This window comes from Pseudomonas sp. Rh2, from assembly GCF_040762985.1.
Classification (GTDB): domain Bacteria; phylum Pseudomonadota; class Gammaproteobacteria; order Pseudomonadales; family Pseudomonadaceae; genus Aquipseudomonas; species Aquipseudomonas taiwanensis.
Genome location: NZ_CP142890.1, coordinates 1,972,172 through 1,996,186 on the forward strand (window position 1 = coordinate 1,972,172; position 24,015 = coordinate 1,996,186).

Annotated in this window: 24 protein-coding genes, 1 tRNA gene and 1 pseudogene; 12 read left to right on the forward strand and 14 right to left on the reverse strand. The window is 63.3% G+C overall.

Going from position 1 to position 24,015, the window contains the following annotated elements; all coding sequences use genetic code 11:
• The first annotated feature begins 17 nt into the window (after positions 1-17).
• Positions 18-107, forward strand: a tRNA-Ser gene (locus VXM67_RS08945).
• Positions 108-348: 241 nt separating this feature from the next.
• On the opposite strand, the gene VXM67_RS08950 is transcribed toward VXM67_RS08945, so the two are convergent.
• A complete protein-coding gene (locus VXM67_RS08950; RefSeq protein WP_023379348.1) occupies positions 349-729 on the reverse strand; it encodes a hypothetical protein in 381 nt (126 codons plus the stop codon).
• A 123-nt stretch (positions 730-852) separates the two neighbouring features.
• Positions 853-2,040, reverse strand: coding sequence for an MFS transporter (locus VXM67_RS08955; RefSeq protein ID WP_023379349.1), 1,188 nt, complete (start codon positions 2,038-2,040; stop codon positions 853-855).
• Positions 2,041-2,148: 108 nt separating this feature from the next.
• Here VXM67_RS08955 and VXM67_RS08960 point away from each other — a divergent pair, with 108 nt between their 5' ends.
• Positions 2,149-3,033 (forward strand): LysR family transcriptional regulator, encoded by an 885-nt coding sequence (locus VXM67_RS08960; RefSeq protein ID WP_023379350.1) that lies wholly within the window; start codon positions 2,149-2,151, stop codon positions 3,031-3,033.
• Positions 3,034-3,108: 75 nt separating this feature from the next.
• On the opposite strand, the gene VXM67_RS08965 is transcribed toward VXM67_RS08960, so the two are convergent.
• Complete coding sequence (locus VXM67_RS08965) at positions 3,109-3,858, reverse strand: 3-oxoacyl-ACP reductase family protein (RefSeq protein ID WP_023379351.1); 750 nt, start codon at positions 3,856-3,858, stop codon at positions 3,109-3,111.
• A gap of 117 nt (positions 3,859-3,975) precedes the next feature.
• Between VXM67_RS08965 and VXM67_RS08970 the strand changes: the two genes are divergently transcribed.
• Positions 3,976-4,914, forward strand: a complete 939-nt coding sequence (locus VXM67_RS08970; RefSeq protein ID WP_027907249.1) for a LysR family transcriptional regulator — start codon at positions 3,976-3,978, stop codon at positions 4,912-4,914.
• 32 nt (positions 4,915-4,946) lie between these two features.
• Here the strand turns inward: VXM67_RS08970 and VXM67_RS08975 are convergent, their stop codons facing one another.
• Together VXM67_RS08975 and VXM67_RS08980 are read right to left on the reverse strand one after the other, a co-directional pair.
• Complete coding sequence (locus tag VXM67_RS08975; RefSeq protein ID WP_023379353.1) at positions 4,947-5,417, reverse strand: GreA/GreB family elongation factor; 471 nt, start codon at positions 5,415-5,417, stop codon at positions 4,947-4,949.
• 2 nt (positions 5,418-5,419) lie between these two features.
• Positions 5,420-5,812, reverse strand: a complete 393-nt coding sequence (locus tag VXM67_RS08980; RefSeq protein ID WP_023379354.1) for a hypothetical protein — start codon at positions 5,810-5,812, stop codon at positions 5,420-5,422.
• Between the two features lie 133 nt (positions 5,813-5,945).
• Here VXM67_RS08980 and earP point away from each other — a divergent pair, with 133 nt between their 5' ends.
• Together earP and efp are read left to right on the forward strand one after the other, a co-directional pair.
• Positions 5,946-7,073 (forward strand): elongation factor P maturation arginine rhamnosyltransferase EarP, encoded by a 1,128-nt coding sequence (gene earP / locus VXM67_RS08985; RefSeq protein WP_023379355.1) that lies wholly within the window; start codon positions 5,946-5,948, stop codon positions 7,071-7,073.
• Positions 7,074-7,121: 48 nt separating this feature from the next.
• On the forward strand, positions 7,122-7,691 hold the full coding sequence (efp, locus tag VXM67_RS08990) for an elongation factor P (protein ID WP_023379356.1): 570 nt from the start codon (positions 7,122-7,124) through the stop codon (positions 7,689-7,691).
• A 133-nt stretch (positions 7,692-7,824) separates the two neighbouring features.
• Here the strand turns inward: efp and VXM67_RS08995 are convergent, their stop codons facing one another.
• The 3 genes from VXM67_RS08995 to VXM67_RS09005 form a co-directional block, all read right to left on the reverse strand.
• On the reverse strand, positions 7,825-8,253 hold the full coding sequence (locus tag VXM67_RS08995; protein WP_023379357.1) for an organic hydroperoxide resistance protein: 429 nt from the start codon (positions 8,251-8,253) through the stop codon (positions 7,825-7,827).
• Positions 8,254-8,383: 130 nt separating this feature from the next.
• Positions 8,384-8,839, reverse strand: a complete 456-nt coding sequence (locus VXM67_RS09000) for a MarR family winged helix-turn-helix transcriptional regulator (protein WP_023379358.1) — start codon at positions 8,837-8,839, stop codon at positions 8,384-8,386.
• A 58-nt stretch (positions 8,840-8,897) separates the two neighbouring features.
• A complete protein-coding gene (locus tag VXM67_RS09005) occupies positions 8,898-9,851 on the reverse strand; it encodes a LysR family transcriptional regulator (protein ID WP_027907250.1) in 954 nt (317 codons plus the stop codon).
• A gap of 112 nt (positions 9,852-9,963) precedes the next feature.
• Between VXM67_RS09005 and VXM67_RS09010 the strand changes: the two genes are divergently transcribed.
• On the forward strand, positions 9,964-10,713 hold the full coding sequence (locus tag VXM67_RS09010) for a sulfite exporter TauE/SafE family protein (RefSeq protein ID WP_027907251.1): 750 nt from the start codon (positions 9,964-9,966) through the stop codon (positions 10,711-10,713).
• 20 nt (positions 10,714-10,733) lie between these two features.
• On the opposite strand, the gene VXM67_RS09015 is transcribed toward VXM67_RS09010, so the two are convergent.
• Positions 10,734-11,585, reverse strand: a complete 852-nt coding sequence (locus VXM67_RS09015; protein WP_023379361.1) for a LysR substrate-binding domain-containing protein — start codon at positions 11,583-11,585, stop codon at positions 10,734-10,736.
• Positions 11,586-11,681: 96 nt separating this feature from the next.
• On the opposite strand from VXM67_RS09015, the gene VXM67_RS09020 reads away from it, so the two are divergent.
• Positions 11,682-11,900 carry a DUF1127 domain-containing protein gene (locus VXM67_RS09020; protein ID WP_023379362.1) on the forward strand — a complete coding sequence of 73 codons (219 nt, stop codon included), beginning with the start codon at positions 11,682-11,684 and terminating at the stop codon, positions 11,898-11,900.
• 115 nt (positions 11,901-12,015) lie between these two features.
• Here the strand turns inward: VXM67_RS09020 and VXM67_RS09025 are convergent, their stop codons facing one another.
• Positions 12,016-13,362: a class II 3-deoxy-7-phosphoheptulonate synthase gene (locus VXM67_RS09025; RefSeq protein WP_023379363.1), complete on the reverse strand. Its 1,347-nt coding sequence runs from the start codon at positions 13,360-13,362 to the stop codon at positions 12,016-12,018.
• Between the two features lie 116 nt (positions 13,363-13,478).
• Between VXM67_RS09025 and VXM67_RS09030 the strand changes: the two genes are divergently transcribed.
• Both VXM67_RS09030 and VXM67_RS09035 read left to right on the forward strand, forming a co-directional pair.
• Positions 13,479-14,234, forward strand: a complete 756-nt coding sequence (locus tag VXM67_RS09030; protein WP_027907252.1) for a spermidine synthase — start codon at positions 13,479-13,481, stop codon at positions 14,232-14,234.
• Between the two features lie 377 nt (positions 14,235-14,611).
• Positions 14,612-16,334 (forward strand): annotated as a pseudogene (locus VXM67_RS09035) (DEAD/DEAH box helicase).
• Positions 16,335-16,433: 99 nt separating this feature from the next.
• Here VXM67_RS09035 and VXM67_RS09040 read toward each other — a convergent pair.
• On the reverse strand, positions 16,434-17,201 hold the full coding sequence (locus tag VXM67_RS09040) for a class III extradiol ring-cleavage dioxygenase (protein ID WP_367237627.1): 768 nt from the start codon (positions 17,199-17,201) through the stop codon (positions 16,434-16,436).
• A 101-nt stretch (positions 17,202-17,302) separates the two neighbouring features.
• Here VXM67_RS09040 and VXM67_RS09045 point away from each other — a divergent pair, with 101 nt between their 5' ends.
• Positions 17,303-17,953 (forward strand): thiopurine S-methyltransferase, encoded by a 651-nt coding sequence (locus VXM67_RS09045; RefSeq protein WP_023379367.1) that lies wholly within the window; start codon positions 17,303-17,305, stop codon positions 17,951-17,953.
• 117 nt (positions 17,954-18,070) lie between these two features.
• Here VXM67_RS09045 and htpX read toward each other — a convergent pair whose 3' ends face one another.
• Together htpX and VXM67_RS09055 are read right to left on the reverse strand one after the other, a co-directional pair.
• Positions 18,071-18,958 (reverse strand): protease HtpX, encoded by an 888-nt coding sequence (gene htpX, locus VXM67_RS09050; RefSeq protein ID WP_023379368.1) that lies wholly within the window; start codon positions 18,956-18,958, stop codon positions 18,071-18,073.
• 285 nt (positions 18,959-19,243) lie between these two features.
• Positions 19,244-20,455 (reverse strand): pyridoxal phosphate-dependent aminotransferase, encoded by a 1,212-nt coding sequence (locus VXM67_RS09055; protein ID WP_023379369.1) that lies wholly within the window; start codon positions 20,453-20,455, stop codon positions 19,244-19,246.
• Positions 20,456-20,622: 167 nt separating this feature from the next.
• On the opposite strand from VXM67_RS09055, the gene msrB reads away from it, so the two are divergent.
• Complete coding sequence (gene msrB, locus VXM67_RS09060) at positions 20,623-21,018, forward strand: peptide-methionine (R)-S-oxide reductase MsrB (RefSeq protein ID WP_023379370.1); 396 nt, start codon at positions 20,623-20,625, stop codon at positions 21,016-21,018.
• 12 nt (positions 21,019-21,030) lie between these two features.
• The gene (locus VXM67_RS09065) at positions 21,031-21,519 is read left to right on the forward strand and encodes a glutathione peroxidase (protein WP_027907254.1); all 489 of its coding nucleotides are present in this window, start codon (positions 21,031-21,033) and stop codon (positions 21,517-21,519) included.
• Here the strand turns inward: VXM67_RS09065 and VXM67_RS09070 are convergent.
• The gene (locus VXM67_RS09070; RefSeq protein ID WP_277686940.1) at positions 21,509-23,863 is read right to left on the reverse strand and encodes a response regulator; all 2,355 of its coding nucleotides are present in this window, start codon (positions 23,861-23,863) and stop codon (positions 21,509-21,511) included. The two genes, VXM67_RS09065 and VXM67_RS09070, sit on opposite strands and share 11 nt — an antisense overlap.
• Positions 23,864-24,015 lie beyond the last annotated feature (152 nt).

A 24,015-nucleotide genomic window follows, 5' to 3' on the forward strand; every position in this document is an offset into this window, starting at 1 on the left:
TAGCTTGAAGAGAAAACGGTGAAGTGTCCGAGTGGTCGAAGGAGCACGCCTGGAAAGTGTGTATACGAGAAATCGTATCAAGGGTTCAAATCCCTTCTTCACCGCCACATTCTGCGAAAAGCCCCCGAACTGAAAGGTTCGGGGGCTTTTTGTTTTGGGGCTCACAGGGGTTCATCGGGAGATCTTTTCGGCTGTGAGATCGAGCGCCGCCCGCGCGGCGCATCGCGAGCAAGGCTCGCTCCTACGTTTTTTCGGACCACTGAGTCCTGCGGGATTTGCGCGCGACCGTTTTGGGTGACCGGCGCGTAGGAGCGAGCCTTGCTCGCGATAGCGGCATCACCGCAATACTCAGTCGTTAGAGGCCGGATGCCGATGGCGACGCCAACTGTCATCGATCTTCGACCAGGTCTTGCCGTCGGTGATGGCCATCAACTTGCGACCATCCTTGAAGGTGGCGAGGAAGGTCGCTTCCTCTTCCTTGCCGCCGAGCCACAGCCCGGCCAGCAAGCCGACCGGGCCTGCCACCAAGGCACCCGCCACGCCCCAGCCGATCGCGGTACCCAGGCTGCGGCTGGACTCAAGGCTGGCGAGCCTGAGGTCGGTGATTCGTGTGAGAGAAATCCGCTCGCCGGGCGAGGGGCTGCGCGGGGTCTTGAGAGTGAGCGCTCCATTGCGGTACTCGCCTTCACCTTGCAAGAAATCGCCGGATTGAACCGTGAGCCTTGTCATTGAGTCGTCCTGTCGGGAAAGGGTCTTGACCAACACCTACTGAGCCCCTCCTTGGCCGGCAAGTCAACGATCGGGCGACGGAGGGACGTGGCGGTTGGTCGCGGTCCTGCCGGCAGGCGTGGCTCAGGTAAGTTGTAGCGCACGCTTGCGTTTGCGCTCGGCCATTGCCCAGACCAACAGTGCCAGCGCCCCAATGGCAAGGCCGGCCGTGACGATGCCCATCCAGCCGTGGTGCTGGAACAATTGCGTTCCCAGCAGCGAGCCCAAAGCGCCGCCAATGAAGTAGCACGTGATGTACCCGGCATTGAGCCGTGTGCGGGCTTCTGGACGAAGGGCAATCACCGCGTTCTGGTTGCTCACATGCACCAGCTGCACCGCCAGGTCGAGTACCAGCACGCCCAGTAGCAGCGCCAGCAGGGACTGCTCGGCAAAGCCCAGAGGCACCCACGACAGCATCAGTGCGACCAGGCCGACGGTGGTGCCCAGTGAGCCCTTGCCGCGGTCGGCCAAACGACCTGCCCAGTTCGCCGACAGCGCTCCCGCCGCGCCAGCCAGGCCGAACAGCCCGATCACGGCATCCGAATAGTGGTAGGGCTCACTGGCCAGGAGGAAGGCCAGTGGCGTCCAGAACAGCGCGAACAGGCTGAATGCCAGCAGGCCAAGCAAAGAACGCAGGCGCAGCACCGGTTCTTGCACGAACAGGCGGAACACCGAACCGATCAGTGCCGGGTACTTCAGCCCGGCATGGCTGTTGTGCTGCGGCAAACTGCGATAGAGGGCGATGGCGGATACCGCCATGAGGACGGCCGCGAGCACGTAGATACTGCGCCACCCGCCGAGTTCTGCCATGAATCCTGCAGCCGTGCGGGCCAGCAGAATACCCAGCAACAGGCCGCTCATCAGCGTACCCACCGCACGGCCCCGCTGGTCTGGCGCGCTCAGGGCCGCGGCCATGGGCACCAGAATCTGCGCCACCACCGAGAACAGCCCGGTCAGTGCCGTGCCCAGCAGCAACCAGGGCAGGCTCGGCGCGCAAGCGCTGATTACCAGGCCCAAGGTCGAGATGGCCGTCATCACCACGATCAGTCGGCGCTGTTCGAACAGGTCGCCCAGCGGTGCCAGCAGCAGCAGGCCCGCGCCATAACTGAGCTGGGCGGCAATGACGATGCTACCGGCACTGGCGGTGCTCAGGCCGAACTGTTCGGCGATGCTGTGCAGCAGTGGCTGGGCGTAGTAGTTGCTGGCCACGGCCAGGCCAGTGGCGGTGGCCATCAGCAGGATGAGGGCGCGACTGAGGGTAGGGGTGTTCATGAGCATCTCGTAGCGGGCAGAAATCAGTGGGCGTCAGTATCGGGAAGTCTTGAGAATGACACCAATGTATAGTTTTCAGCTTGTCCATCTAAAAAGCAGATTGATTCGATGAACCTCAAGCAGCTTGAGTACGCCCTGGCCGTCGCCGACACCGGCAGTTTCACCCGTGCCGCCGAGCGCTGCCACGTGGTGCAATCGGCGCTCAGTCATCAGGTTGCGCGCCTGGAGGCGCAGTTGGGCGTGAGCCTGTTCGAGCGCAGTTCGCGGCGGGTGCGCCTGACCCACGCAGGCGAAGCATTCGTTCTCAGTGCGCGTCCGGCCGTGCAAGCTGCCCGACGGATTGCCGATGACGTCGCGGCGGCCTGTGGCCAGGTGAGGGGGCGTCTGTCGATTGGCGAGATCAGTTCGCTCACGGCGTTGGACCTGGTTGATCTGCTGGCGGTGTTCCACAGGCGCCATCCGGATGTGGACGTACGCTGGTTGACCGCCAAGAGCGAGCTGCTGGTGGCCGATGTGTGCGAGCGGCGCCTGGACGTTGGGTTCATCGGTCTGTGGCAGGGCGAGGAGCCGCAAGGGGTGCGCCACCGTCTGTTGGCACGGGAGGAGTTGGTGGCGTTGTTGCCACCCACGCACATCCTGGCTGGCCGTGGTCAACTGGCGCTGGCTGACCTGGCGAACGAGGTCTTGGTGGACTTCCCCGAAGGCACGGGGGCGCGGCGCCAGACCGACGAGGCGTTCCTGGCGGTGGGCGTGCAGCGGCGGGTGCAGTTCGAGATCGGCCATATTCGTCTGGTCGAGAAGTTCGTGCAACGCGGTATGGCTGTGGGGCTGGTGCCGGAGCGACTGGCCGAAGGCATGCCGGGTGTGGCGGTGGCGCGCCTGGGAGATGCGCCGGTGCGTCATTTGTACGCGGTGTGGTCGCAGAGCCCGACGCCGGCGGCGCGGGCGTTTCTCGAAGTCATGGAGCAGCACCTGCTGGCGGATCGGGCCTGATCGCTGGCTAGCCAGCTCCCACGGTGGGGCTATCTGTAGGAGCCAGCTTGCCGGTGATAAAGCCCCAGCCGAATCTCAGGCCGCAAACCCACCATCTGCCGTCAGGCTGGCCCCGGTGATGTAGCCAGCCTCCGGTCCTGCCAGGTAGGCGACGAAGCTGGCGATTTCATCCGCCTGCCCGTAACGCCCGATGGCCATCAATGGAATGAGGCTTTCCGCAAACTCCCCGCTGGCCGGGTTCATGTCGGTGTCCACCGGGCCAGGTTGCACGTTGTTCACCGTGATGCCCCTTGGCCCCAGGTCGCGAGCCATGCCGCGGGTCAGGCCGACCAGGGCGGATTTGCTCATGGCATAGGGGGCACCACCGGCGAAGGGCATGCGTTCGGCGTTGGTACTGCCGATGGTGATGATCCGCCCACCTTCGCTCATGTAGCGTGCTGCCGCCTGGCTGGCGACGAACACGCTGCGCACGTTGACTGCCAGCATGCGGTCGAATTCGGCGAGGTCGAACTCGGTGATTGGCGCCACCGCCAGCACGCCGGCGTTATTGACCAGGATATCGAGGCGGCCGAGCTGTTTTACCGTGTCATCCACAGCCATTTGCACGGCGGCTGCATCGGCACTGTCGGCGCGCAGCGCCAGTGCCTGGCCGCCTTGCGCGTTGATTTCCCGGGCCAGCTCTTCGGCGGGGCCGGCGGAGCTGACATAGGTGAAGGCGACCTTGGCGCCCTCACGGGCCAGACGCCGCACGATCGCTGCGCCGATACCGCGCGAGCCGCCCTGGACCAGGGCGACCTTGCCTTCGAGTGTGAGTTGCTTGGACATAGTGATCTCCAGTGGAAAGCCAGGCCGTATGCCGTGGATGGACGCAGTATCAGTCGTCGATTAGGTGCTGATAAGATGGCAATCACTATCAGCTGAGTAAACTTTTGGTTGCCAATCATGGCCATGGAATCGTTCAGCGCCATCGAGTGTTTTATCCGTAGCGCCGAGGTGGGTAGCTTCGCCGAGGCGGCCCGCCGGTTGAGCCTCACGCCTGCCGCAGTGGGCAAGCATGTCGCCCAGTTGGAGGCGCGCCTGGGTGTGCGTCTGTTCCAGCGTAGTACGCGCAAGCTGACCCTGACCGAAGCCGGCCAGCGCTTTCTGGGCGAGGTCAGCGACAGTTTTCGCACCATCCAGCACGCCATAGCCAACCTGGCCAGTGCCGAGGGCCAGCCTGCCGGGCTGCTGAGGGTGAGCATGGGCACGGTGTTCGGGCGCTTGTACGTGGTGCCGCTGTTGGGCGAATTTCTGCGGCAATACCCAGCGATCACTCCGGACTGGCATTTCGATAACCGTCAGGTCGACCTGATCGGCCAGGGTTTCGATGCGGCCATTGGTGGCGGCTTCGATCTGCCCCTGGGCGTGGTGGCGCGCAAGCTCACCCCGGCCCATCGGGTTCTGGTGGCGGCACCTGAGTACCTGCTGCGCCATGCGCCGATAGACGGTCCGCCGTCATTGCAGCGTCACGATGGCATTTTCATCCGTTCGCCGCAGACCGGTCGGGTGCGTTCCTGGCCGTTGACCAGCCGCTGGCAAGACCAGCAGCCGTTGCTGATGCGACAGGCCATGACCATGAGCGACTCAGATGCCGCTTGCGCCGTGGCGCAGCAGGGGCTGGGGGTTGCCCTGGTCAGCCTGCCGTTCGCCGTGCCCTACCTGGAGGCCGGAAGGCTGCAGCGGGTGCTGCCGGATTGGTACGTGGACGACGGGCACATCTGCCTGTACTACGCCGGGCACAAATTGCTGCCGGGCAAAACGCGGGCGTTCATCGATTTCGTGGCGCAGCAGTTCGCCGCGCAGGGGTTGGCGACGCGGTTCGATGCCTTGCAGGCGACGTGAAGGAATCGCTGCTTGCCGGCGGTAAAGTACTGTCAGTCGACCTCGACGATAAACAGCGCCTGGTTGCCCAGGATGATTTCATCCTCGACCCGCTTGCCAACCAGTTGCTGGCCCAAAGGCGACCGAGGGGTAATGACGGTTACCCGTTCATCCCCCTCGCCGATCTTCAGCCCGGCGGCTTCCGGCCCGAGGAACAGCACCCGACGTGCGCCATCTTCATCCTCCAGCGTCACCAGGTTGCTCACCTGTACCCCGCGCGACGGGTCGTAGTCGCGCAGCACCAACTGCTGGTAGGTCAGCAATGCCTGACGAATCTCGGCCGTGCGCCGGGCCTGGCCGGTGGCCAGGTACGAGGCCTCGAGGCCCAGGGTGTCGTACTTGTTCTCGGCGATATTCTCTTCAGCCGTGGCGGTTTCGTAGGCGCTTTGGGCAGCGCGACGCAACACGTCCATGTCGTGTTCCAGGGTGGCGACGATCTGGGCAAGGAGGGCGGCTTTGTTCATGGTCAGTAGCAGAACTCCAGGACATTGGCCTGGCTCTTGTCGGTTGGCGCGGTGCGGTTCTGTTGCAGCCAGAACTGGCACTTGGGGCTGTTGAGATTGCGTGGGTTGCCTTGGGCAGCTTCGGCGGCCTGTTGCATTTCCTGCTTTTGCAGGATGTCTTTGTAGCGTTCGAACATCTCGCTTTGCGCATCGGCTGGTTGCACAGGTGGTGCAGCGGGGTGCGCGTAGGTGGGGGCGACGGCCTGGGCCACCGGCTGCACCTGGTCGGGCCAATACTGCAAGGCCAGCCATAGGCTCAGGGCGATGGCCACGGCGCCCAGCCACAGGCCGAAAGCCACGCACAGGATCAATTGCAGTGGCTTCAGGGTGATTTTCAGTTCACGGTGGCGGGGCATGGTGGCCTCCTGGCAAGGCGGGACGAGCGGGTATTGTCGCATGGCACCGAGGGTTTTTTCAGCGTCGGTGCTTTTGTCGGCGACAATTTATGCGCAGAATCCGCTGCTTTTCCGTACGACGAGGGTAGGGCACATGAAGGCCACCTGGGACATTTTCTGCACCGTCGTCGACAACTATGGCGACATCGGCGTGACCTGGCGCCTGGCCCGGCAACTGGTGGCCGAGCACGGCCTGGCGGTGCGCCTGTGGGTGGATGACCTGCAGGCCTTCGTGCGCCTGTGCCCTGGCGCCGACCCTGCGGCCGACCAGCAGTGGCAGCAAGGCGTCGACGTGCGCCGCTGGCCGACCGACTGGCAGCCAGTGAACGCCCCTGAGGTCGTGATCGGTGCCTTTGGCTGCCGCTTGCCGCCGGCCTACATCGACGGGTTGAAGCCCACTTCGACGTTATGGCTGAACCTGGAATACCTCAGCGCCGAGGACTGGGTGGAAGGTTGCCATGGCTTGCCTTCGCCGCAGCCCAGCGGCCTGCGCACGGTGTTTTTCTTTCCCGGTTTCAGCGACAAGACCGGCGGCTTGCTGCGCGAAGCCTCCTTGCTTGTGCAACGAGAGGCCTTCGAGGCCAGCCCCGGGCTACGCGAGGCGTTCCTTAACCGGCTGGGAGTGCACCCCCAGGCCGATGCCCGCTTGGTTTCGCTGTTCGCCTACGAGAACTCGCAGCTGAGTGGTTGGCTCGATGCCATGGCCGAGGCAGAGCGGCCCACCCACTTGCTGGTGCCGGAGGGGCGTATCCTGGGTGACCTGCAAGGTTGGCTGGGGGAGGCATCGTTGGCCCCGGGCGACCTGCGCCGCAAAGGCGCGTTGACAGTGCAGGTGCTGCCTTTCGTCAGCCAGGACGACTACGACCGCGTGCTCTGGTGCTGTGACTTCAATGCCGTGCGGGGCGAAGACTCCTTCGTCCGCGCCCAGTGGGCAGGGCGGCCGCTGCTGTGGCACATCTATGTGCAGGACGAGAACGCTCACTGGGAAAAACTTGAAGCGTTCTTGGCGATTTATCGACATGGGTTGTCGGAAGAAGCCGGTGAAGCACTGGTCGAGCTCTGGCGTGCCTGGAACATGCATCGCGACATGGGCGCCCCGTGGCGCGGGGTGCTGGCCCACTGGGACGAGCTGCAGGCGCATGCCCGCCATTGGTGCACCAAACAGGCCGCTCAGCCGGACCTTGCCATGACGCTGGTACAGTTTTACCGAAATTGGCTATGATACGCGGCCTCGATTTTTATAAATCCATCCAGATTCGGATACTTTGTAATGAAAACTGGTAAAGAACTGAAACCCGGTACCGTACTGCGGATCGACAACGACCCGTGGCTGGTACAGAAAGCCGAATTCACCAAGTCCGGTCGCAACAGCGCGATCATGAAGACCAAGCTGAAGAACCTGCTGACCGGCTACAAGACTGAAACCGTCTACTTCGCCGACGACAAGCTGGACGACGTGATCCTCGATCGCAAGGAAGTGACTCTGTCGTTCATCAGCGGTGACGCCTACACCTTCATGGACACCACCGACTACACCATGTACGAACTGAACGCCGAAGACATCGACGCCGTTCTGCCGTACATCGAAGAAGGCATGCAGGACATCTGCGCCCTGACCATGTACGAAGAGAAAGTGGTATCGGTTGAACTGCCGACCACCATCAGCCGTCAGGTCGTCTACACCGAGAACGCTGCCCGCGGCGACACCTCGGGCAAGGTCATGAAGCCTGCCAAGCTGGCCAACGGTACCGAAGTACAGGTTGCCGACTTCATCGAAATCGACGAGTGGATCGATATCGATACCCGCGACGGCAGCTTCAAGGGCCGTTCCAAGAAGTAAGACTTCTTGCGATACGCAGAAAACCCGGCCTTGGCCGGGTTTTTTTTGCTTGCGAGAATCTCGCCCGCTGGCGGATCTTCGCTTTTGCAGGGACCGCGCAAGCCTCTGTTGTGTCAGAGGCTGCGCGCATCCATCACACCGTCACATGCAGCCGCACATCCACGTTACCGCGAGTGGCGTTGGAATACGGGCAAACCTTGTGCGCCTTCTCGACCAAACCTTCGGCATCGGCCTGCGCCAGACCTGGCAGGTTGATGTGCAGGTCGATGTCCAGGCCAAAGCCACCTGGGATCTGGCCGATGCCCACGTTCGCGGTGATCGAGGCATCGGCTGGCAGGGCTTTCTTTTCCTGACCTGCGACGAATTTCAGGGCGCCGATGAAGCAGGCCGAATAACCGGCAGCGAACAGTTGCTCGGGGTTGGTGCCGTCACCGCCCGCGCCGCCCAGCTCCTTCGGGGTGCTCAGCTTGACTTCCAGCTTGCCGTCGCTGGAGCGGGATTTACCGTCGCGCCCGCCAGTGGAGGTGGCTTCGGCGATGTACAGCGGAGTGACCTTTTGCATGTTGAGCCTCGCTTGAGTGATGTGCGCCGGGGCGCTGAGTGGGTACGGGATTTAAATTAGCGCGCAATTAGTTAGTGCGCAAGATAAATCTTTGACCATTCATCCGAACGGCCACCTCAGAGCATAGTCCTCAGAGGTTCTTCTGCAGGTTGTCGCGTAGTTCCAGCAGTTCGGCTTGCAGCTGCTGCAAGCGTTCCAGGCTATGGCCGCTGGCCTTGAGGATGCACTGGGGCACGCTGCGCGCTTGCTGGTGGAGGGCACGGCCCTTGTCGGTCAGTTGCACCAGGACGACGCGTTCGTCTTCGCGACTGCGGGTGCGCTTGAGCAAACCTTCGCTTTCCAGGCGTTTGAGCAGGGGGGTAAGCGAGCCGGGGTCGGTGAGCAGGCGTTGGCTGATTTCGCCCACGGTCAGGCCGTCCTGCTCCCAGAGCACGAGCATGGCCAGGTACTGCGGGTAGGTCAGCCCCAACGCCTGCAGCAGCGGCTTGTAGACCTTGGTCATCAGCAACGAGGTGGAGTGCAGGGCGAAGCAGACCTGGTTATCCAACAGCAGCTCGTCACAGGGGGCTTTGGGGTCGGCGTTCATGCAGATCCTTGAAATTGATCAATGTGAAAATCTAGCACGCTGATGATTGGCGCGCTCATTACCAGCGCAATTCGCTTCGCAAGGCCAAGTCCCAAGGTGGAACCGGGCTGAAGCGGCTCTTGAGAAATTCGAGCAGTAAACGGCTGCGAGAGTTCGTTTCATGTTCAAGGCGCAGTGCGTAGATGCCGCTGGACTCAGGCTCGGGCAGGCCGCCTTCGCAGAACAGCGGTATCAGTTCACCGCGCAGCAGGTAGTCGCTGATCAGCCAGGTGGGCAGGTGCGCGACACCCAAGCCTGCCAGTGCGCCGAACAGCAGCGTTTCGGCGTTGTTGGCGGCCATGCGCATGCGCTGCGGGCGATACAGGCGGGTTTGTCCCGCGACCGTGAAGCGCCAGGCGAACGGCGGCGCGAGCCCGTCCCAGTCCAGGCCGTCGTGGTCAGGTAGCTCGCTGGGGCAAGCCGGTACGCCACGGTTGGCCAGGTAGGCGGGGCTGGCGCAGGCGATACGCACCATGTAGGCCAGCGGTGTGGCGACCAGTCGGGTGTCGGCCAGGGGGCCGGCGCGCAGCACCAAATCCACCTCGCCCAAGTGGCTGCCATGCAGGTCGACGAAACTGTCGATCAGGCGCAGTTGTACATCCAGGCCAGGGTAGGCCACCAGGAAATCGGCGATGGCCGGCGCCAGGTGACGACGGCCGAATGCCGCCGGGGCGTCGATGCGAATCAAGCCTTCCGGGGCATTGCTCAACGACACTGCCTCGGCACGGGCCAGGCGCAGCTCTTCGATGATGCGCCGGGCGCGCTCGGCGAAGGCATTGCCAGCGGGGGTGGCACGCACGGCATGGGTGCTGCGCACGAACAGTCGGCTACCGACGGCCGCTTCCAGGTTGTCGATGCGCCGCGCCACCGCCGAGGGCGTCAGCGGGTGACGGCGGGCGGCGGCCGAGAAGCTGCTGGTTTCCAGCACATCGAGAAACAGGCTCAGTTGTTCGGTCAGGGTGTCGGGGCTCATGGCGACTCTGCTTTGCGAAACACGCATAGCCATTGTGCGTTGCTGTGCGTTTCCCCGCCAGCCCTGACTGGGTAGCATGCTTGAATTCCAAATACAGGCGGATGAGGCCCTGATGATCGAGTGGTTGATGTATGTCGCGCTGGGCGCAGCCCTGGGTACCCTGGGTGGGCTGTTCGGCATTGGTGGAGGGTTGATCGCGATCCCGGCGTTGGGTGTGTTGTTCAGCCTCGATCAGCAATTGGCGCAGGGCACCGCGCTGGTGATGGTGGTCCCTAACGTGTTGCTGGCGCTGTGGCGTTATCACCAGCGCAATCGCATCGAGCTGCGCCATGCATTGCCGCTGTCACTGTGCAGCCTGCTGTTCGCCTGGTTAGGGTCGATCTGGGCAGTGGGGATCGACGCGCAGTCGATGCGCCTGGGCTTCGTCGGCTTTCTGGTGGCCCTGGCCATCTGGAACGTGGCGCGGATGTTCCTCAAGGTGGCGCCACCCTCCGCCGAGCTGCGCTACCCCTGGCCGTGGCTGGGTGTGCTGGGCAGCTTCTCGGGCGCCATGGGGGGATTGTTCGGGGTAGGCGGGGCCGTGGTCGCAACGCCGATCCTCACCAGTGTATTCGGTACCACCCAGGTGGTAGCCCAAGGGCTGTCCCTGGCCTTGGCGGCGCCGAGCACGGCGGTGACCTTGCTGACCTACGGTGTGCACCACAGCGTGAGCTGGAGCGTGGGCATACCACTGGCGGTGGGGGGCTTGCTCAGCATCAGTTGGGGTGTGCGGCTGGCCCATGCACTGCCCGAGAAAGTGCTACGGGCGTTGTTCTGCGTGTTTCTGGTGGTGTGCGCGGCGATGCTTGGGTTCGAGCTATAGCCGACAGTGGTGGCCCGCGGTCATTTGAACCCTTCCACGATGTAGTCGGCCATGCAGTCGGTAATCGGTGACTGGCTCTGCGAATTGCGCAGCAGCATCACATTGGCCAGCGGCAACTGCGGCAAACCGCTCTGTTCGCCAAGAATGCGCACATTACCGCCAATCAGGCTCTGCAGCTGCGCTGTCACCGCCAACCCAGCGGTGACGATGGCGAAGATCGCCGCCAGGCTGGGGCTTGTGTAGGCAATGCGGTAGTCGATGCCCTGGGCCTCCAGGGCATTGCAGGTCCAGGCGCGGCAGAAGCAATCGGTGTTGAACAACGCCAATGGCACGGGCCGCTGCTCGTGTGGGCAGAAGCCTTCGGCAGCGGCCCAGACCAGCCGCTCCTGGCGCAGCAGCTGGCCGACTTCGTTACCCGGCTCGCGGGTGACGATGGTCAGGTCCAAGTCCTGGCGCAGCATCAGTTGCTTGGACGAGTCGCAGTGCACTTCCACCTGCACCAGCGGGTAAGCCTGGGCGAAACTCGACAGGATCGTCGGCAGAAAACGCATCGCATAATCGTCCGGCGTGCCGATACGCACCACGCCGACCATGTGTGGCATGCGCAGGGTGTTGAACACCTCGCCGTGCAGCTTGAGGATGCGCCGGGCATAACCCAGCAACACTTGCCCTTCGGCGGTCAGGCGCACCTGGCGGCCGTCGCGCTCGAAAAGCTGGCGTTGGAGGATGTCTTCTTCCAGGCGCTTCATCTGCATGCTGACTGCCGACTGCGTGCGGTTGACCACCTCGCCGGCGCGGGTGAAGCCGCCTTGTTCGGCAATGGCGACGAAGGTGCGCAGCACATCGGCATCGAGACTCTGATAGTGGGACATTGCATCAATCTCCGAGATGCATGGCATCAGAAACATTCGTTGGATTGATCTTAAGCCTGGGATGAGACTGGAGCCATCAACACGGAGGGCCTCACGATGAAAGGTCATGTCAGCAGCATCGAGCACACCACCTTTTCCCTGAACCACCTGTGGCATGTGGCGATCGAGCGTTTGGCGCGCTGGCTGCAGTTGTATCGCCAGCGTCAGGAGTTGGCTCGCCTCAGTGACGCGACATTGCAGGACTTGGGGTTGAGCCGGGCCGATATCCAGCAAGAGGCGGATCGGCATTTCTGGGACGATCCGCTGCGTAAATGAGGGTAAGAGCCTGTGCTGGCCGGAAACAAACGTAGGAGCGAGCCTTGCTCGCGATGCACCGCGCGGGCGGCGCTCGCTCTCACGAACGCCCCCGCTTTCAGCCAACCGCTCCCGCTCAGCGCCGCACTTGCTTGAGCGTCTCGGCGATCAGGAACGCCAGCTCCAGTGACTGGTCGGCATTCATGCGTGGGTCGCAATGGGTGTGATAGCGGTCTGAGAGCGCGTCTTCGGTGATCGGCCGGGCGCCGCCGATGCATTCGGTGACGTTCTGTCCGGTCATCTCGATATGAATCCCGCCCGCATGGCTGCCTTCGGCCTGGTGCACCTGGAAGAACTGTTTCACCTCGTCCAGGATCTGCGCAAAGTCACGGGTCTTGTAGCCGCTGCTGGCCTTGATGGTGTTGCCGTGCATCGGGTCGGAGCTCCACAGCACCTTGCGCCCCTCGCGCTCGACGGTGCGGATCAACCCCGGCAGGTGGTCACCCACCTTGCCGGCGCCCATGCGCACGATCAGGTTCAGCCGGCCCGGGTCGTTGTCCGGGTTGAGGATGTCGATCAGGCGGATCAGTTCTTCAGGGTTCATGCTCGGCCCGACCTTCACCCCGATCGGATTGTGCACGCCGCGCAGGAACTCGACATGGGCACCATCCAACTGGCGGGTACGGTCGCCGATCCACAGCATGTGCGCCGAACAATCGTAGTGGTCACCGGTCAGGCTGTCCTGACGCACGAAGGCCTCTTCGTAGTTGAGCAGCAGCGCTTCATGGGCGGTGAAGAAACTGGTTTCGCGCAGTTGTGGGGCGCTGTCCAGGCCGCAGGCGCGCATGAAGGCCAGGGTCTCGTCGATGCGGTTGGCCAACTGGTGGTACTTGTCGGCCAGCGCCGAGTTGGCGATGAAGTCCAGGTTCCACTTGTGCACCTGATGCAGGTCGGCGAAACCGCCCTGGGCGAAGGCGCGCAGCAGGTTGAGGGTGGCGGTGGCCTGGTGGTACGCCTGCAGCAGGCGCTCCGGGTCCGGCACGCGGCTTTTCTCGTCGAACCCGATGCCGTTGACGATGTCGCCGCGGTAGGCGGGCAGGGTGACGTTGCCGATGGTTTCATCGCCTGCGGAGCGAGGCTTGGCGAACTGCCCGGCCATGCGCCCGACCTTGACCACCGGGCAGCCGGCGGCGAAGGTCATGACAATGGCCATCTGTAGCAGCACCTTGAAGGTGTCGCGGATCTTCGCGGCCGAAAACTCGGCGAAGCTTTCGGCGCAGTCGCCACCTTGCAACAGGAAGGCCCGGCCTTCGGTGACCTCGGCGAACTGTCGACGCAGCTCGCGCGCTTCGCCTGCGAACACCAGCGGCGGGTAGCTGGCCAGGGTCTGCTCGACCTTCAGCAGGTGCGCGGCGTCGGGGTAGGTCGGTTGCTGCTGGATCGGCAGGGCACGCCAGCTGTCAGGGCTCCACGGTTGGTTCATCACAGGCTCGGTCTTGTCGGTTGTAGGCTGTTCGTCATGGTAACAGTTGGCGGTGCGCTTGTTGCGTTGCAGGTGTTGACGGACAATGCGCGTTTTTGTGTGGGCAGGTGGCAGTGATGGCGACGGAGCGGGAAGAGCGGCTACTGGCCCGGGTCGAAGATGCCTTTGGCGTGATCAGCGTGTACGAGGTGGACGACTACCGTTTTCTCGAGTTCGGCGATGCGATCGAGCAAAGCTGCGTGTTCACCGCCGACCCCAGCTGGCTGGAGTACGACTACACCCGTGCCATGCTGGTGGGGGCGCTGTGCCACGCACAGCCAGAGAGTGCGCTGTTCCTGGGGTTGGGGGCCGGTACCCTGACCCAGGCCTGCATGAAATTCCTGCCGCTGGAGGACATCGAAGCCATCGAACTGCGCCCGGATGTGCCGCGCCTGGCCATGGAGTACCTCGGGCTGGACGATGATCCGCGGCTTTACGTGCGTATCGGCGATGCCCTCGAGTTGCTGCCGAGCGCGGAAAAAGCCGACCTGATCTTCGTTGACCTGTACACCGATCACGGGCCGGGTGTCGGGCACCTGGCCTGGCGGTTCCTGGAAAACTGTCAGCAGCAACTCAACCCCGGCGGTTGGCTGGTGATCAACCAGTGGGCCAACGACGATGGCCGGCCGCTGGGTGCGGCGTTGCTGCGCGGCCTCTACCATCGGCATTACTGGGAGTTGCCGGTGAAGGAGGGCAACGTCATCCTGCTGGTGCCGTCGGACCTCGAGCAGGCGTTGGACCTGGACGAGGTGCGGGCACGCGCCGAAGCGCTGGCGCCACGCCTGGGGTATAGCCTGGAGAGCCTGATCCAGGAGATTCGGCCAGCGACCTGAAACCGTGTTGCGCTCTTCGCGGGTAAACCCGCTCCTACGGGGACTGCGCCGTGCTCCAGGGCAGTGGGCTCTTCGGAAGCGGGGCAGGAAGGGGGCTGCTGGAGAAAAACGTTTCAGCCGGTATCGATTGATGGCCTGATACTGGCTACCCAAACTGAAAAATTTCCTCACTGTCCCCTTCAATTCGGGTATAGTACGCGCCGGTCTTTTAGCGGACCTCAAAATCAGGTGGTGCAAATCCTCCGAGTCCAGCTTCGGCTGCGCGTCCGCTAGGCGGACCTTCCCACGTATTCATTTTCAATCGTTTTCGCAAATCCCCGCCGCCAAAGCTGCCTGGGTGACCGTTTGGTCTTTCAAGGCATGTGCAGCTTTGGAGCATGGGTCTTTGCGGATGCACCTAGAGGCAGACCCATGACCCAGGAAACCGGCGGATTCGCCGCTCTCGAACTCAATCCGAACATTGTTGCTGCCGTACTGGCTACCGGCTACGAAGAGCCGTCCGCCATTCAGCAACAGTCGATCCCGATCATCCTCGCCGGTCACGACATGATCGGCCAGGCGCAGACTGGCACCGGCAAGACCGCTGCCTTCGCCCTGCCGATCCTCAACAAGATCGACGTGAGCAAGCGCGAACCGCAAGCCCTGATCCTTGCGCCAACCCGTGAGTTGGCGCTGCAAGTAGCTACCGCATTCGAAACCTACGCCAAGCAGATGCCGGGCGTTAACGTCGTGGCCGTGTACGGTGGTGCCCCGATGGGCCCACAACTGCGTGCCATCCGTAACGGCGCGCAAATCGTCGTCGCTACCCCTGGCCGCCTGTGCGACCACCTGCGCCGCGACGAGAAAGTCCTGTCCACCGTTCAGTACCTGGTACTGGACGAAGCGGACGAGATGCTCAAGCTGGGCTTCATGGACGACCTCGAAGTGATCTTCGACGCCATCCCTGAATCGCGCCAGACCGTGCTGTTCTCCGCCACCCTGCCGTCTTCGATCCGCAGCATCGCCGAGCGCCACCTGCGCGAGCCGAAGCACGTCAAGATCCAGAGCAAGACCCAGACCGTCACCGCGATCGATCAGGCCCACCTGATGGTCCACGCCGACCAGAAGATCCCGGCTGTGCTGCGTCTGCTGGAAGTGGAAGAATTCGATGCGCTGATCGCCTTCGTACGCACCAAGCAAGCCACCCTGGACCTGGCCTCCGCCCTGGAAGCCAAGGGCTACAAGGCTGCCGCGCTGAACGGCGACATCGCCCAGAACCAGCGTGAGCGCGTCATCGACTCGCTCAAGGATGGCCGTCTGGACATCGTCGTCGCCACCGACGTCGCGGCCCGTGGTCTGGATGTTCCGCGCATCACCCACGTATTCAACGTGGACATGCCGTACGACCCAGAGTCCTACGTTCACCGTATCGGTCGTACCGGCCGTGCTGGCCGCGATGGCCGTGCGCTGCTGCTGGTTACCCCGCGTGAGCGTCGCATGCTCCAGGTGATCGAACGTGTAACCGGTCAGAAAGTGGCCGAGGCCCGTCTGCCGAACGCGCAGGCCGTACTGGATGCCCGCATCAAGAAGCTGACTTCGAGCCTGGCGCCGCTGGTGGCCGAAGCGGAAGCCACCCATGGCGAACTGTTCGACCGTCTGACCGCCGACCTCGGCTGCAGCCCACGCGCACTGGCCTCGGCCCTGCTGCGCAAGGCCACCAATGGCCAGGCTCTGGATCTGGCGGCTGTCGAGCGTGAGCAGCCGCTGGTGCCAAGCTTCACCCCGCGTGAGCGCAGTGGTGAGCGTGGCGACCGTGGTGAGCGCAGTGAGCGCAGTGAGCGTGGTGACCGCGAGCGTCGCGCGCCGATGCCGCTGGCTGAAGGTCGCGTTCGTTGCCGTACCGCGTTGGGTGCCCGTGACGGTATCGCCGCCAAGAACCTGCTGGGTGCGATCCTCAATGAGGGCGGCTTGGCTCGCGACGCCATCGGCCGGATCCAGGTTCGTGACAGCTTCAGCCTGATCGAACTGCCGGAAGACGGCCTGGAGCGTCTGCTGTCCAAGCTCAAGGACACCCGTGTGGCGGGCAAGCAGCTGAAGCTGCGCCGCTACCGCGAGGACTGATCCTGGCGCCATGAAAAAATCCCCGGCCTAGGTCGGGGATTTTTTTGCCTGCACGCTCAGCTTTACCGGCAGGCGGCGGCCTGCCGGCAAGAGGTCCCTTCAGTCGAATCGATAAATGTCCATCCCCAGGGCCCCCAAGGTGAACCCCTGGTGCACCACGGCAAACCGCTTTCCGGCCCCCAGGGCAAAGAACAGCGGCAGCAAATGCTCATCGCTGGGATGGTTGCGCACCGCAAACGGCGCCTGGTGCCGGTAATCCAGCAATGCAGCTTGGTCATCCTCGGCCAGGCGCGCCACCACCCAGTCCCTGAAGGCCAACGCCCAAGGCTCGATCACATCCGGCCCGGCGTGCCAGTCCAACTCGCCCAGGTTGTGGGTGATGCTGCCCGAACCGATCAGCAACACATCTTCCTCTCGCAGCCCCGCCAACGCTTGGCCGACCTTGATCTGCAGCGCCGGGCCCATGTGGCTGGGCAGTGAAACCTGAATTACCGGAATGCCCGCATCCGGGTACATGAGCGACAGCGGTACCCAAGCACCATGGTCGAACGGTCGCTGCGGGTCCAGGCGGGCAGGCCGGCCGGCCTTGGTCAACCGTTCGCTGACCTGGCCGGCCAGGCCAGGTTCGCCCGGCGCCGGGTACTGCACCGCATACAGCGCGGCGGGGAAGCCATGGAAGTCATGCCAGGTCCCTGGTTGCGCACTGCCGGTCACCCGCAGTTCGCGGCTTTCCCAGTGCGCCGACACCACCACGATCGCCTTTGGCCGTGGCAAGGCGTTGGCCAGACCAGCCAGGGCCGGACCGCTGGCGCCGGGTTGCAGGGCGAGCATGGGGGAGCCGTGGGAAATGAACAGGCTGGGCAGCATGGTGGTGTCCTGGCGGTTAAGATGCTGACATCTTCGATCAGATACAGATCGAATTCCAATATAAGATTTTAGCGTTATCTATCGAATAACCAGGAGGAAAGATGGACGCGGCGTTCTGGCATCGCAAGTGGGCCGACAACCAGATCGGTTTTCACCAGGCCCAGGTCAACCCCTATCTGCAGCGGTATTGGCCAGCGTTGGGGTTGGCACCCGGTAGTCGGGTATTGGTGCCGCTGTGTGGCAAGAGCCTGGACCTGGCGTGGCTGGCAGGGCAGGGGCACCGGGTGTTGGGGGTGGAGTTGTCGCGGCGGGCGGTGGAAGACTTCTTCCGCGAGCAGGGGTTGTCGGCCGAGGTATCGCAGCAGGGCGTATTCGAGCTCTGGCAGGCCGGCGCGGTGCAAGTGTTGTGCGGGGATGTCTTCGCCTTGCAGGCCGAGGATGTCGTCGACTGTGTCGGGCTCTACGACCGGGCCGCGCTGATTGCCTTGCCCCCTGAGATGCGGGAGCGGTACATGGCGATGCTGTCGAATATCCTGCCTTCTGGTGGTCGAGGGCTGCTGGTGACACTGGACTATGACCAGGCCAAGCTGGAGGGGCCGCCGTTTTCGGTGGGGGATGAAGAGGTGCGGCGCGGCTTTTGCGCTTGGAAGGTGGAGGCGTTGGAGGCCGTCGAGGTGATCGAGGAAAGTCCGAAGTTTCGCCAGGCTGGAATCGCGAGCTTGCTGGAGCGCGCCTATCGGCTAGGGTTTTGATCGATAGCGCGCAGGTCCCGGACGCTTTGCGGGTAAGCCCGTCCCCACAGGTGTTGGTGGGGAGAGGTAGGTGTAAAAAAAGGGCGACCTGAGTCGCCCTTGTCATACCTCGACCCATCAACCGCGGCGACGCAGCGCCTCGATGCGGTCTTCCAGTGGCGGGTGGCTCATCAGCAAGCCAGCGAGGCCATGCTTCAGGCCGCCGTTGATGCCGAAGGCACGCATGGTGTCAGGCATGTGCACCGGCAGGCCTTGCTCCACGCGCAGGCGCTGCAGGGCGCCGATCATGGCGTTGGTACCGGCCAGTTGTGCGCCAGCTTCGTCAGCGCGGTATTCGCGGCGACGCGAGAACCACATCACGATCATGCTGGCCAGAATGCCCAGCACCAGCTCGGCGACGATGGTGGCCACGTAATAGGCGATACCCTGGCCTTCCTCGTTCTTGAAGATGACCTTGTCGACGAAGTTGCCGATGATCCGGGCGAAGAACATCACGAAGGTGTTTACCACGCCTTGCACCAGCGCCAGGGTCACCATGTCGCCATTGGCCACGTGGCCGATTTCGTGGGCCAGCACGGCACGCACTTCATCGGGCGAGAAGCGCTCCAGCAGGCCTTGGGATACGGCGACCAGCGCGTCGTTGCGGTTCCAGCCGGTGGCGAAGGCGTTTGCCTCGTAAGCTGGGAAGATACCCACCTCGGGCATCTTGATGCCGGCCTCGCGGGACAGCTCCTCGACAGTCTGCAACAGCCACTGTTCGTGACGGGTGCGCGGCTGGGTGATGATCTGGGTGCCGGTGGTCATCTTCGCCATCCACTTGGAGATGAACAGCGAAACGAGCGAACCGGCGAAGCCGAACACGGCGCAGAAGACCAGCAGGCTGCTGAGGTTGAGGTCAACCCCATTGGCGGCCATGAACCCGTTGAAACCGAACAGGCTCAGGGTAATGCTTGCAACCAGCACCACCGCAAGGTTGGTGGCTACAAACAACAGAATGCGCATCATGGTTGTTACGTTCTCCTGACGGATGAGTTCGTTGCGTATGCGGGGTATATAAGGGGCCTGTCGCGCCGATTCAATCGGGCGACTATTTCAAACTGTGTACGGCGGAGTATGGCAGAGGATATCGCGGGGGCTGTGAGCTAGAGCGTTGCAGGATGTAAGAAACATGCTGAGAGAGCTGTCGGACGTTGTTTCATGGCCCTAAGCAAGCGTAGGAGCGAGCCATGCTCGCGATGCGCCGCGCGGGCGGCGCTCGATCCACGCGCCGCCACGAACCCCAAGCCGACCCTACTGCGAATACCCCTTCAGGAAATTACCGATGCGGCCAATCGCCTGCTCCAGGTCATCCACACGTGGCAAGGTCACCACGCGGAAGTGGTCCGGCCACGGCCAGTTGAACGCGGTGCCCTGAACGATCAGTAGCTTTTCCGACAGCAGCAGGTCGAGCACGAACTTCTCGTCGTTGTGGATTGGGCACACTTTCGGGTCGATCTTCGGGAACGCGTACAGCGCGCCCATGGGCTTGACGCAGCTCACGCCTGGGATGGCATTGAGCAACTCGTAGGTGCGGTTGCGCTGCTCCAGCAGGCGCCCTGGTGGCAGCACCAGGTCGTTGATGCTTTGGTAGCCGCCCAGGGCGGTCTGGATGGCATGCTGGGCGGGCACGTTGGCGCACAGGCGCATGTTGGCCAGCATGTCGATACCTTCGATGTAGCTCTGGGCATGCTGCTTGGGCCCGGAGATGATCAGCCAGCCGGAGCGGAAGCCAGCGACCCGGTACGATTTGGACAGGCCGTTGAAGGTCAGGCACAGCAAGTCCGGGGCCAGCGAGGCGGTGCTGATGTGCACGGCCTCGTCGTAGAGGATCTTGTCGTAGATTTCGTCCGAGAACACCACCAGGTTGTGCTGGCGCGCCAGTTCCAGCATGCCCAGCAGCAGTTCCTTGGAGTACACCGCGCCGGTCGGGTTGTTCGGGTTGATGATCACCAGGGCCTTGGTGTTCGGCGTGATCTTGGCCTTGATGTCTTCCAGGTCCGGGAACCAGTCGGCCTGCTCGTCGCACAGGTAGTGGACCGGTTTGCCGCCGGCCAGGCTGACCGCAGCGGTCCACAACGGGTAGTCGGGCGCTGGGATCAGCACTTCGTCGCCGTTGTTGAGCAGGGCCTGCATCGACATCACGATCAGCTCGGACACACCGTTGCCGAGGTAGATGTCCTCGATACCGACGCCTTCGATCTGCTTCTGCTGGCAGTACTGCATCACCGCCTTGCGCGCGCTGAACAGGCCCTTGGAGTCGCTGTAGCCCTGGGCGGTGGGCAGATTGCGGATCACATCCTGGAGGATTTCGTCCGGTGCCTCGAAGCCAAACGGCGCCGGGTTGCCGATGTTCAGCTTGAGGATGCGATGGCCTTCCTCTTCCAGGCGCTTGGCGTGCTTGAGCACTGGGCCGCGAATGTCGTAGCAGACATTGGCGAGCTTGTTCGATTTGCTGAACTGCATGATGTGATCCCGATTGAGAAGTCGCAGGCGCCGCCGTCGAAAGGTTTGAAAGGGCGGGGCGCGGGTGCCAGACTTGGAGCCTTGCACACGAAGCCGACTAATATACGTGCCACCCGCGCCCTGGAAAAGACGGCGCAGCGTGAAATTCAGCCTGCCGAGGTCACCTTATGCAAAAGATCGACAAAACCCTTGAAGAATGGCGTGCCATGCTCGACCCGGCCCAGTACCAGGTGTGCCGTCTCAAGGGCACTGAGCGGCCGTTCAGCGGCAAGTACAACAGCGAACGGCGCGACGGCATCTACCATTGCATCTGCTGCGACCTGCCATTGTTCGACGCACAGGCCAAGTTCGATTCCGGCTGTGGCTGGCCCAGCTTCTACCAGCCGATCGAAGACAGCGCGATGATCGAAATCCGCGACACCTCCCACGGCATGATTCGCACCGAGGTCACGTGCGCCCGCTGCGATGCCCACCTGGGCCATGTGTTCCCCGACGGCCCGCCACCGACCGGGCTGCGCTACTGTATCAATTCGGTGTGCCTGGACCTCAAGCCGCGTGACTGAACGGAGCTGAACATGGCTGGATCGATACTCGACATTCCCTGCGTGACCCTGGGCGGTGAGCACAAGGTGCTGGGCGACTTCGCCGGCAAGGCACTGCTGGTGGTCAACACCGCCAGCCAATGCGGCTTCACCCCGCAGTACAAGGGCCTGGAGCAGCTATGGCAGCAGTACCGTGATCGTGGGCTGGTGGTGCTGGGCTTCCCGTGCAACCAGTTCGGCCAGCAGGAACCGGGCGATTCGCGGGAAATCGCGCAGTTCTGCGAGCGCAATTTCGGCGTGAGCTTCCCACTGTTTCGCAAGATCGACGTCAACGGCCCTGGCGCCCACCCGCTGTTCGTCGAGCTCAAGCAGCGCGCCCCAGGCCTGCTGGGCACCCAGAAGATCAAGTGGAATTTCACCAAGTTCCTGTTCGACCCGGCCAGCGGCAAGGTCAAGCGCTACGGGCCAACCACCAAGCCCCAGGCCCTGGAGGCAGACATCGAGCGTTTGCTCAGCCGTTGACCGGTACCCAATGGTCGATCAGCGCCAACAGCTCCTCGCGGCGGAACGGCTTGGCCAGATAGTCGTTCATGCCCGCCGCGCGGCAGCGCTCGCGCTCCTCGGGCATGGCATTGGCAGTCAGCGCGACGATGGGCAGCTCGGGCCAGCGACCGCTCTGACGAATCCGCCGGCTGGCTTCGTAGCCGTCCATCACCGGCATGTTGCAGTCCATCAGCACCATGTCGAACTGATTTTCCTCGAGCATCTCCAGCGCCTCGGCGCCTTGGGTGGCGAGCTGCACCTGGCAACCGAGCTTGGCCAGCATGCCCTTGGCCACCAGTTGGTTCACCGGATTGTCCTCCACTAACAGAATGCGCGCGCGGCCTTCCTCAAGTGTGGCGCTGGGGTTGGCCAGTGGATGTTCGGGGGCCTGTCCTTGAAGGGTGCGGCGCAGCATCTGGTACAGCGGGTTGCGCGCCAGCGGACGGGCCAGTTGATGTAACGGGGCGAGCAGGCTGGACTGTTCGCTGGGCAGGAAATTGCCATAGGCGGTCACCAGCAGAATCGGCGCCTTGAAGGCTGGGCGCAGGTCCTGCAGGTGGTCCAGGTCATCGGTGATCAGCACGTCGACGGCTTTCATCCGCACGTTGCTGGCATCGTCATGACGGCTGTAGTGCAGGCCCCAGGCGGGCAACAGGCTCTGCAGCAGTTCGCCCAGGCCGCTGCCGGCGCGGGTCAGGGCCACCACCTGGCCGTGCAGCGGAGCTGGCGCGATGGCTTCGGTGTGCGCGGCCAGTGGCAGGTCGGCGCTGAAGCGGCTGCCGAAGCCCGCCTCGGACTGGATGTGCAGGTGCCCTTGCATGGCTTTGCACAGGTTGCGGGTCAGCGCCAGGCCCAGGCCGGTGCCGCCGTACTGGCGGGTAATGCCGGCGCCTGCCTGGATGAAGGGCTGGAAGATGCGCGCCTGGGCTTCCTCGGGAATGCCGATGCCGGTGTCGTGCACTTCCAGGCGCACACCGCCGACGATGACGCTCAGGCGCACGTCGACGCGGCCGAAACGGGTGAACTTCAGCGCGTTGGACAACAGGTTACTGACGATCTGCCGTACGCGTGTCGGGTCGCCGAGTACCATGCTGGGGAAGTCGTTGGCGATCAGGCAGGTCAGTTCGACGCTTTGCGCGGCATTCTGCGACAGCAGGTTGGCGGTGTCCTCGATCATCGCGGCCATGTCGAACGGAATGCGCTCTAGCTCCAGCTGGCCGGCATCGAACTTGGACAGGTCGAGGATATCGTTGAGCAGCTCGACCAGTACCTTGCCCGAGTCGTGGGCGATCGACAGCTGCTGGCGCTGCTCGCCGGCCAGCGGGCTGTCCAGGGCCAGGGCGATCATGCCGAGCATGCCGTTGAGCGGGGTGCGGATCTCGTGGCTCATGTTGGCCAGGAAGGCGGCGCGGGCCTGGGCCATGTCCAGGGCACGCTGGCGGGCTTCTTCCAGTTCCTGGTTGGACTGGCTCAGGCGACTGTTGCTGGCCTTCAGCTCAGTGGTGCGCGACGAGACGATGTCTTCCAGTTCATTGAGGTACTGGGTGAGGCGGTTCTCGGCACTGCGCCGCTGCTGGATTTCGGTGGCCATGCTGACGAACTGCTGGTTAGCGACCTTCACCAATACGCCGATCTCGTCTTTTTCGTGACCGTGCGGGCAGTCCACCCGGGTTTGCCTGCGTTGGCCCGCGTCGTTGCTGAGCGCGCCGATGACGGTCACCAGGGGTTTGGTCAGCATGAAGTAGAACAGGGCCAGGAGGATGCCGGTAAGCACCAGGCTGCGGGCGAAACCGTTGACCAGGGTGACGCCGGCGCGGTCGAGGAAGCGGCTGCCGAAGGCGTAGGTGTCCACGTCCAGGTAGAGGGTGCCCAGGTACTCGTTGGGCATGTGGGTCAGGAACAGGCGGTCCTGGAACTGGCGCTGTTCGCCGAACAGGAAGTCACTCAGCGGCCGGTAGCGGTCCTCCAGGCGCGAGCGTTGCACGTCGGCCAGTACGGTGTCGTTGTTGTCGATCAGCCGCGCGCGGATGACGGCTGGCGATTGCAGCAGGCCACGGGTCAGCTCCAGGGCCAGTTCGGCGTCGATGTTGTAGGCGATGCGCGAGGCCGGGTTGTGGCTGATCTGTAGCAACGCCTGCACTTCGCGGTTGATGGACGCGTCTTCACTGGCATAATCAATGCCGATCTGGATGAGACTGAGCAATGTTCCCAGGATGAAGCCGACCAGGACTGTCAACCGGGCTTGCTTGTATGACAGGCGATTGGTGAACTTGATATCCATGGGTCCCGAGCCGGTTTCATGTCCCTTGCGCTGCGCAAGCATAGCCGATCAGCCCCGGCTGCTGGCGGGTCTGTCAAACATTCAAACTTGATTGTTGTTGGTTGTACCGGTGTCTTCGCGGGTAGACCCGCTTATACAGGCCGTAGCCACCTTTCAGGGGGCTGGATTGTTCGCGACAGGGCCGGTACCGCCGT

What these genes read in the sequence shown, in the direction of transcription:
- VXM67_RS08950 (WP_023379348.1), bottom strand. Translation starts at nt 729, where the DNA reads ATGACAAGGCTCACGGTTCAATCCGGCGATTTCTTGCAAGGTGAAGGC.
- VXM67_RS08955 (WP_023379349.1), bottom strand. Translation starts at nt 2,040, where the DNA reads ATGAACACCCCTACCCTCAGTCGCGCCCTCATCCTGCTGATGGCCACC.
- VXM67_RS08960 (WP_023379350.1), top strand. Translation starts at nt 2,149, where the DNA reads ATGAACCTCAAGCAGCTTGAGTACGCCCTGGCCGTCGCCGACACCGGC.
- VXM67_RS08965 (WP_023379351.1), bottom strand. Translation starts at nt 3,858, where the DNA reads ATGTCCAAGCAACTCACACTCGAAGGCAAGGTCGCCCTGGTCCAGGGC.
- VXM67_RS08970 (WP_027907249.1), top strand. Translation starts at nt 3,976, where the DNA reads ATGGCCATGGAATCGTTCAGCGCCATCGAGTGTTTTATCCGTAGCGCC.
- VXM67_RS08975 (WP_023379353.1), bottom strand. Translation starts at nt 5,417, where the DNA reads ATGAACAAAGCCGCCCTCCTTGCCCAGATCGTCGCCACCCTGGAACAC.
- VXM67_RS08980 (WP_023379354.1), bottom strand. Translation starts at nt 5,812, where the DNA reads ATGCCCCGCCACCGTGAACTGAAAATCACCCTGAAGCCACTGCAATTG.
- earP (WP_023379355.1), top strand. Translation starts at nt 5,946, where the DNA reads ATGAAGGCCACCTGGGACATTTTCTGCACCGTCGTCGACAACTATGGC.
- efp (WP_023379356.1), top strand. Translation starts at nt 7,122, where the DNA reads ATGAAAACTGGTAAAGAACTGAAACCCGGTACCGTACTGCGGATCGAC.
- VXM67_RS08995 (WP_023379357.1), bottom strand. Translation starts at nt 8,253, where the DNA reads ATGCAAAAGGTCACTCCGCTGTACATCGCCGAAGCCACCTCCACTGGC.
- VXM67_RS09000 (WP_023379358.1), bottom strand. Translation starts at nt 8,839, where the DNA reads ATGAACGCCGACCCCAAAGCCCCCTGTGACGAGCTGCTGTTGGATAAC.
- VXM67_RS09005 (WP_027907250.1), bottom strand. Translation starts at nt 9,851, where the DNA reads ATGAGCCCCGACACCCTGACCGAACAACTGAGCCTGTTTCTCGATGTG.
- VXM67_RS09010 (WP_027907251.1), top strand. Translation starts at nt 9,964, where the DNA reads ATGATCGAGTGGTTGATGTATGTCGCGCTGGGCGCAGCCCTGGGTACC.
- VXM67_RS09015 (WP_023379361.1), bottom strand. Translation starts at nt 11,585, where the DNA reads ATGTCCCACTATCAGAGTCTCGATGCCGATGTGCTGCGCACCTTCGTC.
- VXM67_RS09020 (WP_023379362.1), top strand. Translation starts at nt 11,682, where the DNA reads ATGAAAGGTCATGTCAGCAGCATCGAGCACACCACCTTTTCCCTGAAC.
- VXM67_RS09025 (WP_023379363.1), bottom strand. Translation starts at nt 13,362, where the DNA reads ATGAACCAACCGTGGAGCCCTGACAGCTGGCGTGCCCTGCCGATCCAG.
- VXM67_RS09030 (WP_027907252.1), top strand. Translation starts at nt 13,479, where the DNA reads ATGGCGACGGAGCGGGAAGAGCGGCTACTGGCCCGGGTCGAAGATGCC.
- VXM67_RS09040 (WP_367237627.1), bottom strand. Translation starts at nt 17,201, where the DNA reads ATGCTGCCCAGCCTGTTCATTTCCCACGGCTCCCCCATGCTCGCCCTG.
- VXM67_RS09045 (WP_023379367.1), top strand. Translation starts at nt 17,303, where the DNA reads ATGGACGCGGCGTTCTGGCATCGCAAGTGGGCCGACAACCAGATCGGT.
- htpX (WP_023379368.1), bottom strand. Translation starts at nt 18,958, where the DNA reads ATGATGCGCATTCTGTTGTTTGTAGCCACCAACCTTGCGGTGGTGCTG.
- VXM67_RS09055 (WP_023379369.1), bottom strand. Translation starts at nt 20,455, where the DNA reads ATGCAGTTCAGCAAATCGAACAAGCTCGCCAATGTCTGCTACGACATT.
- msrB (WP_023379370.1), top strand. Translation starts at nt 20,623, where the DNA reads ATGCAAAAGATCGACAAAACCCTTGAAGAATGGCGTGCCATGCTCGAC.
- VXM67_RS09065 (WP_027907254.1), top strand. Translation starts at nt 21,031, where the DNA reads ATGGCTGGATCGATACTCGACATTCCCTGCGTGACCCTGGGCGGTGAG.
- VXM67_RS09070 (WP_277686940.1), bottom strand. Translation starts at nt 23,863, where the DNA reads ATGCTTGCGCAGCGCAAGGGACATGAAACCGGCTCGGGACCCATGGAT.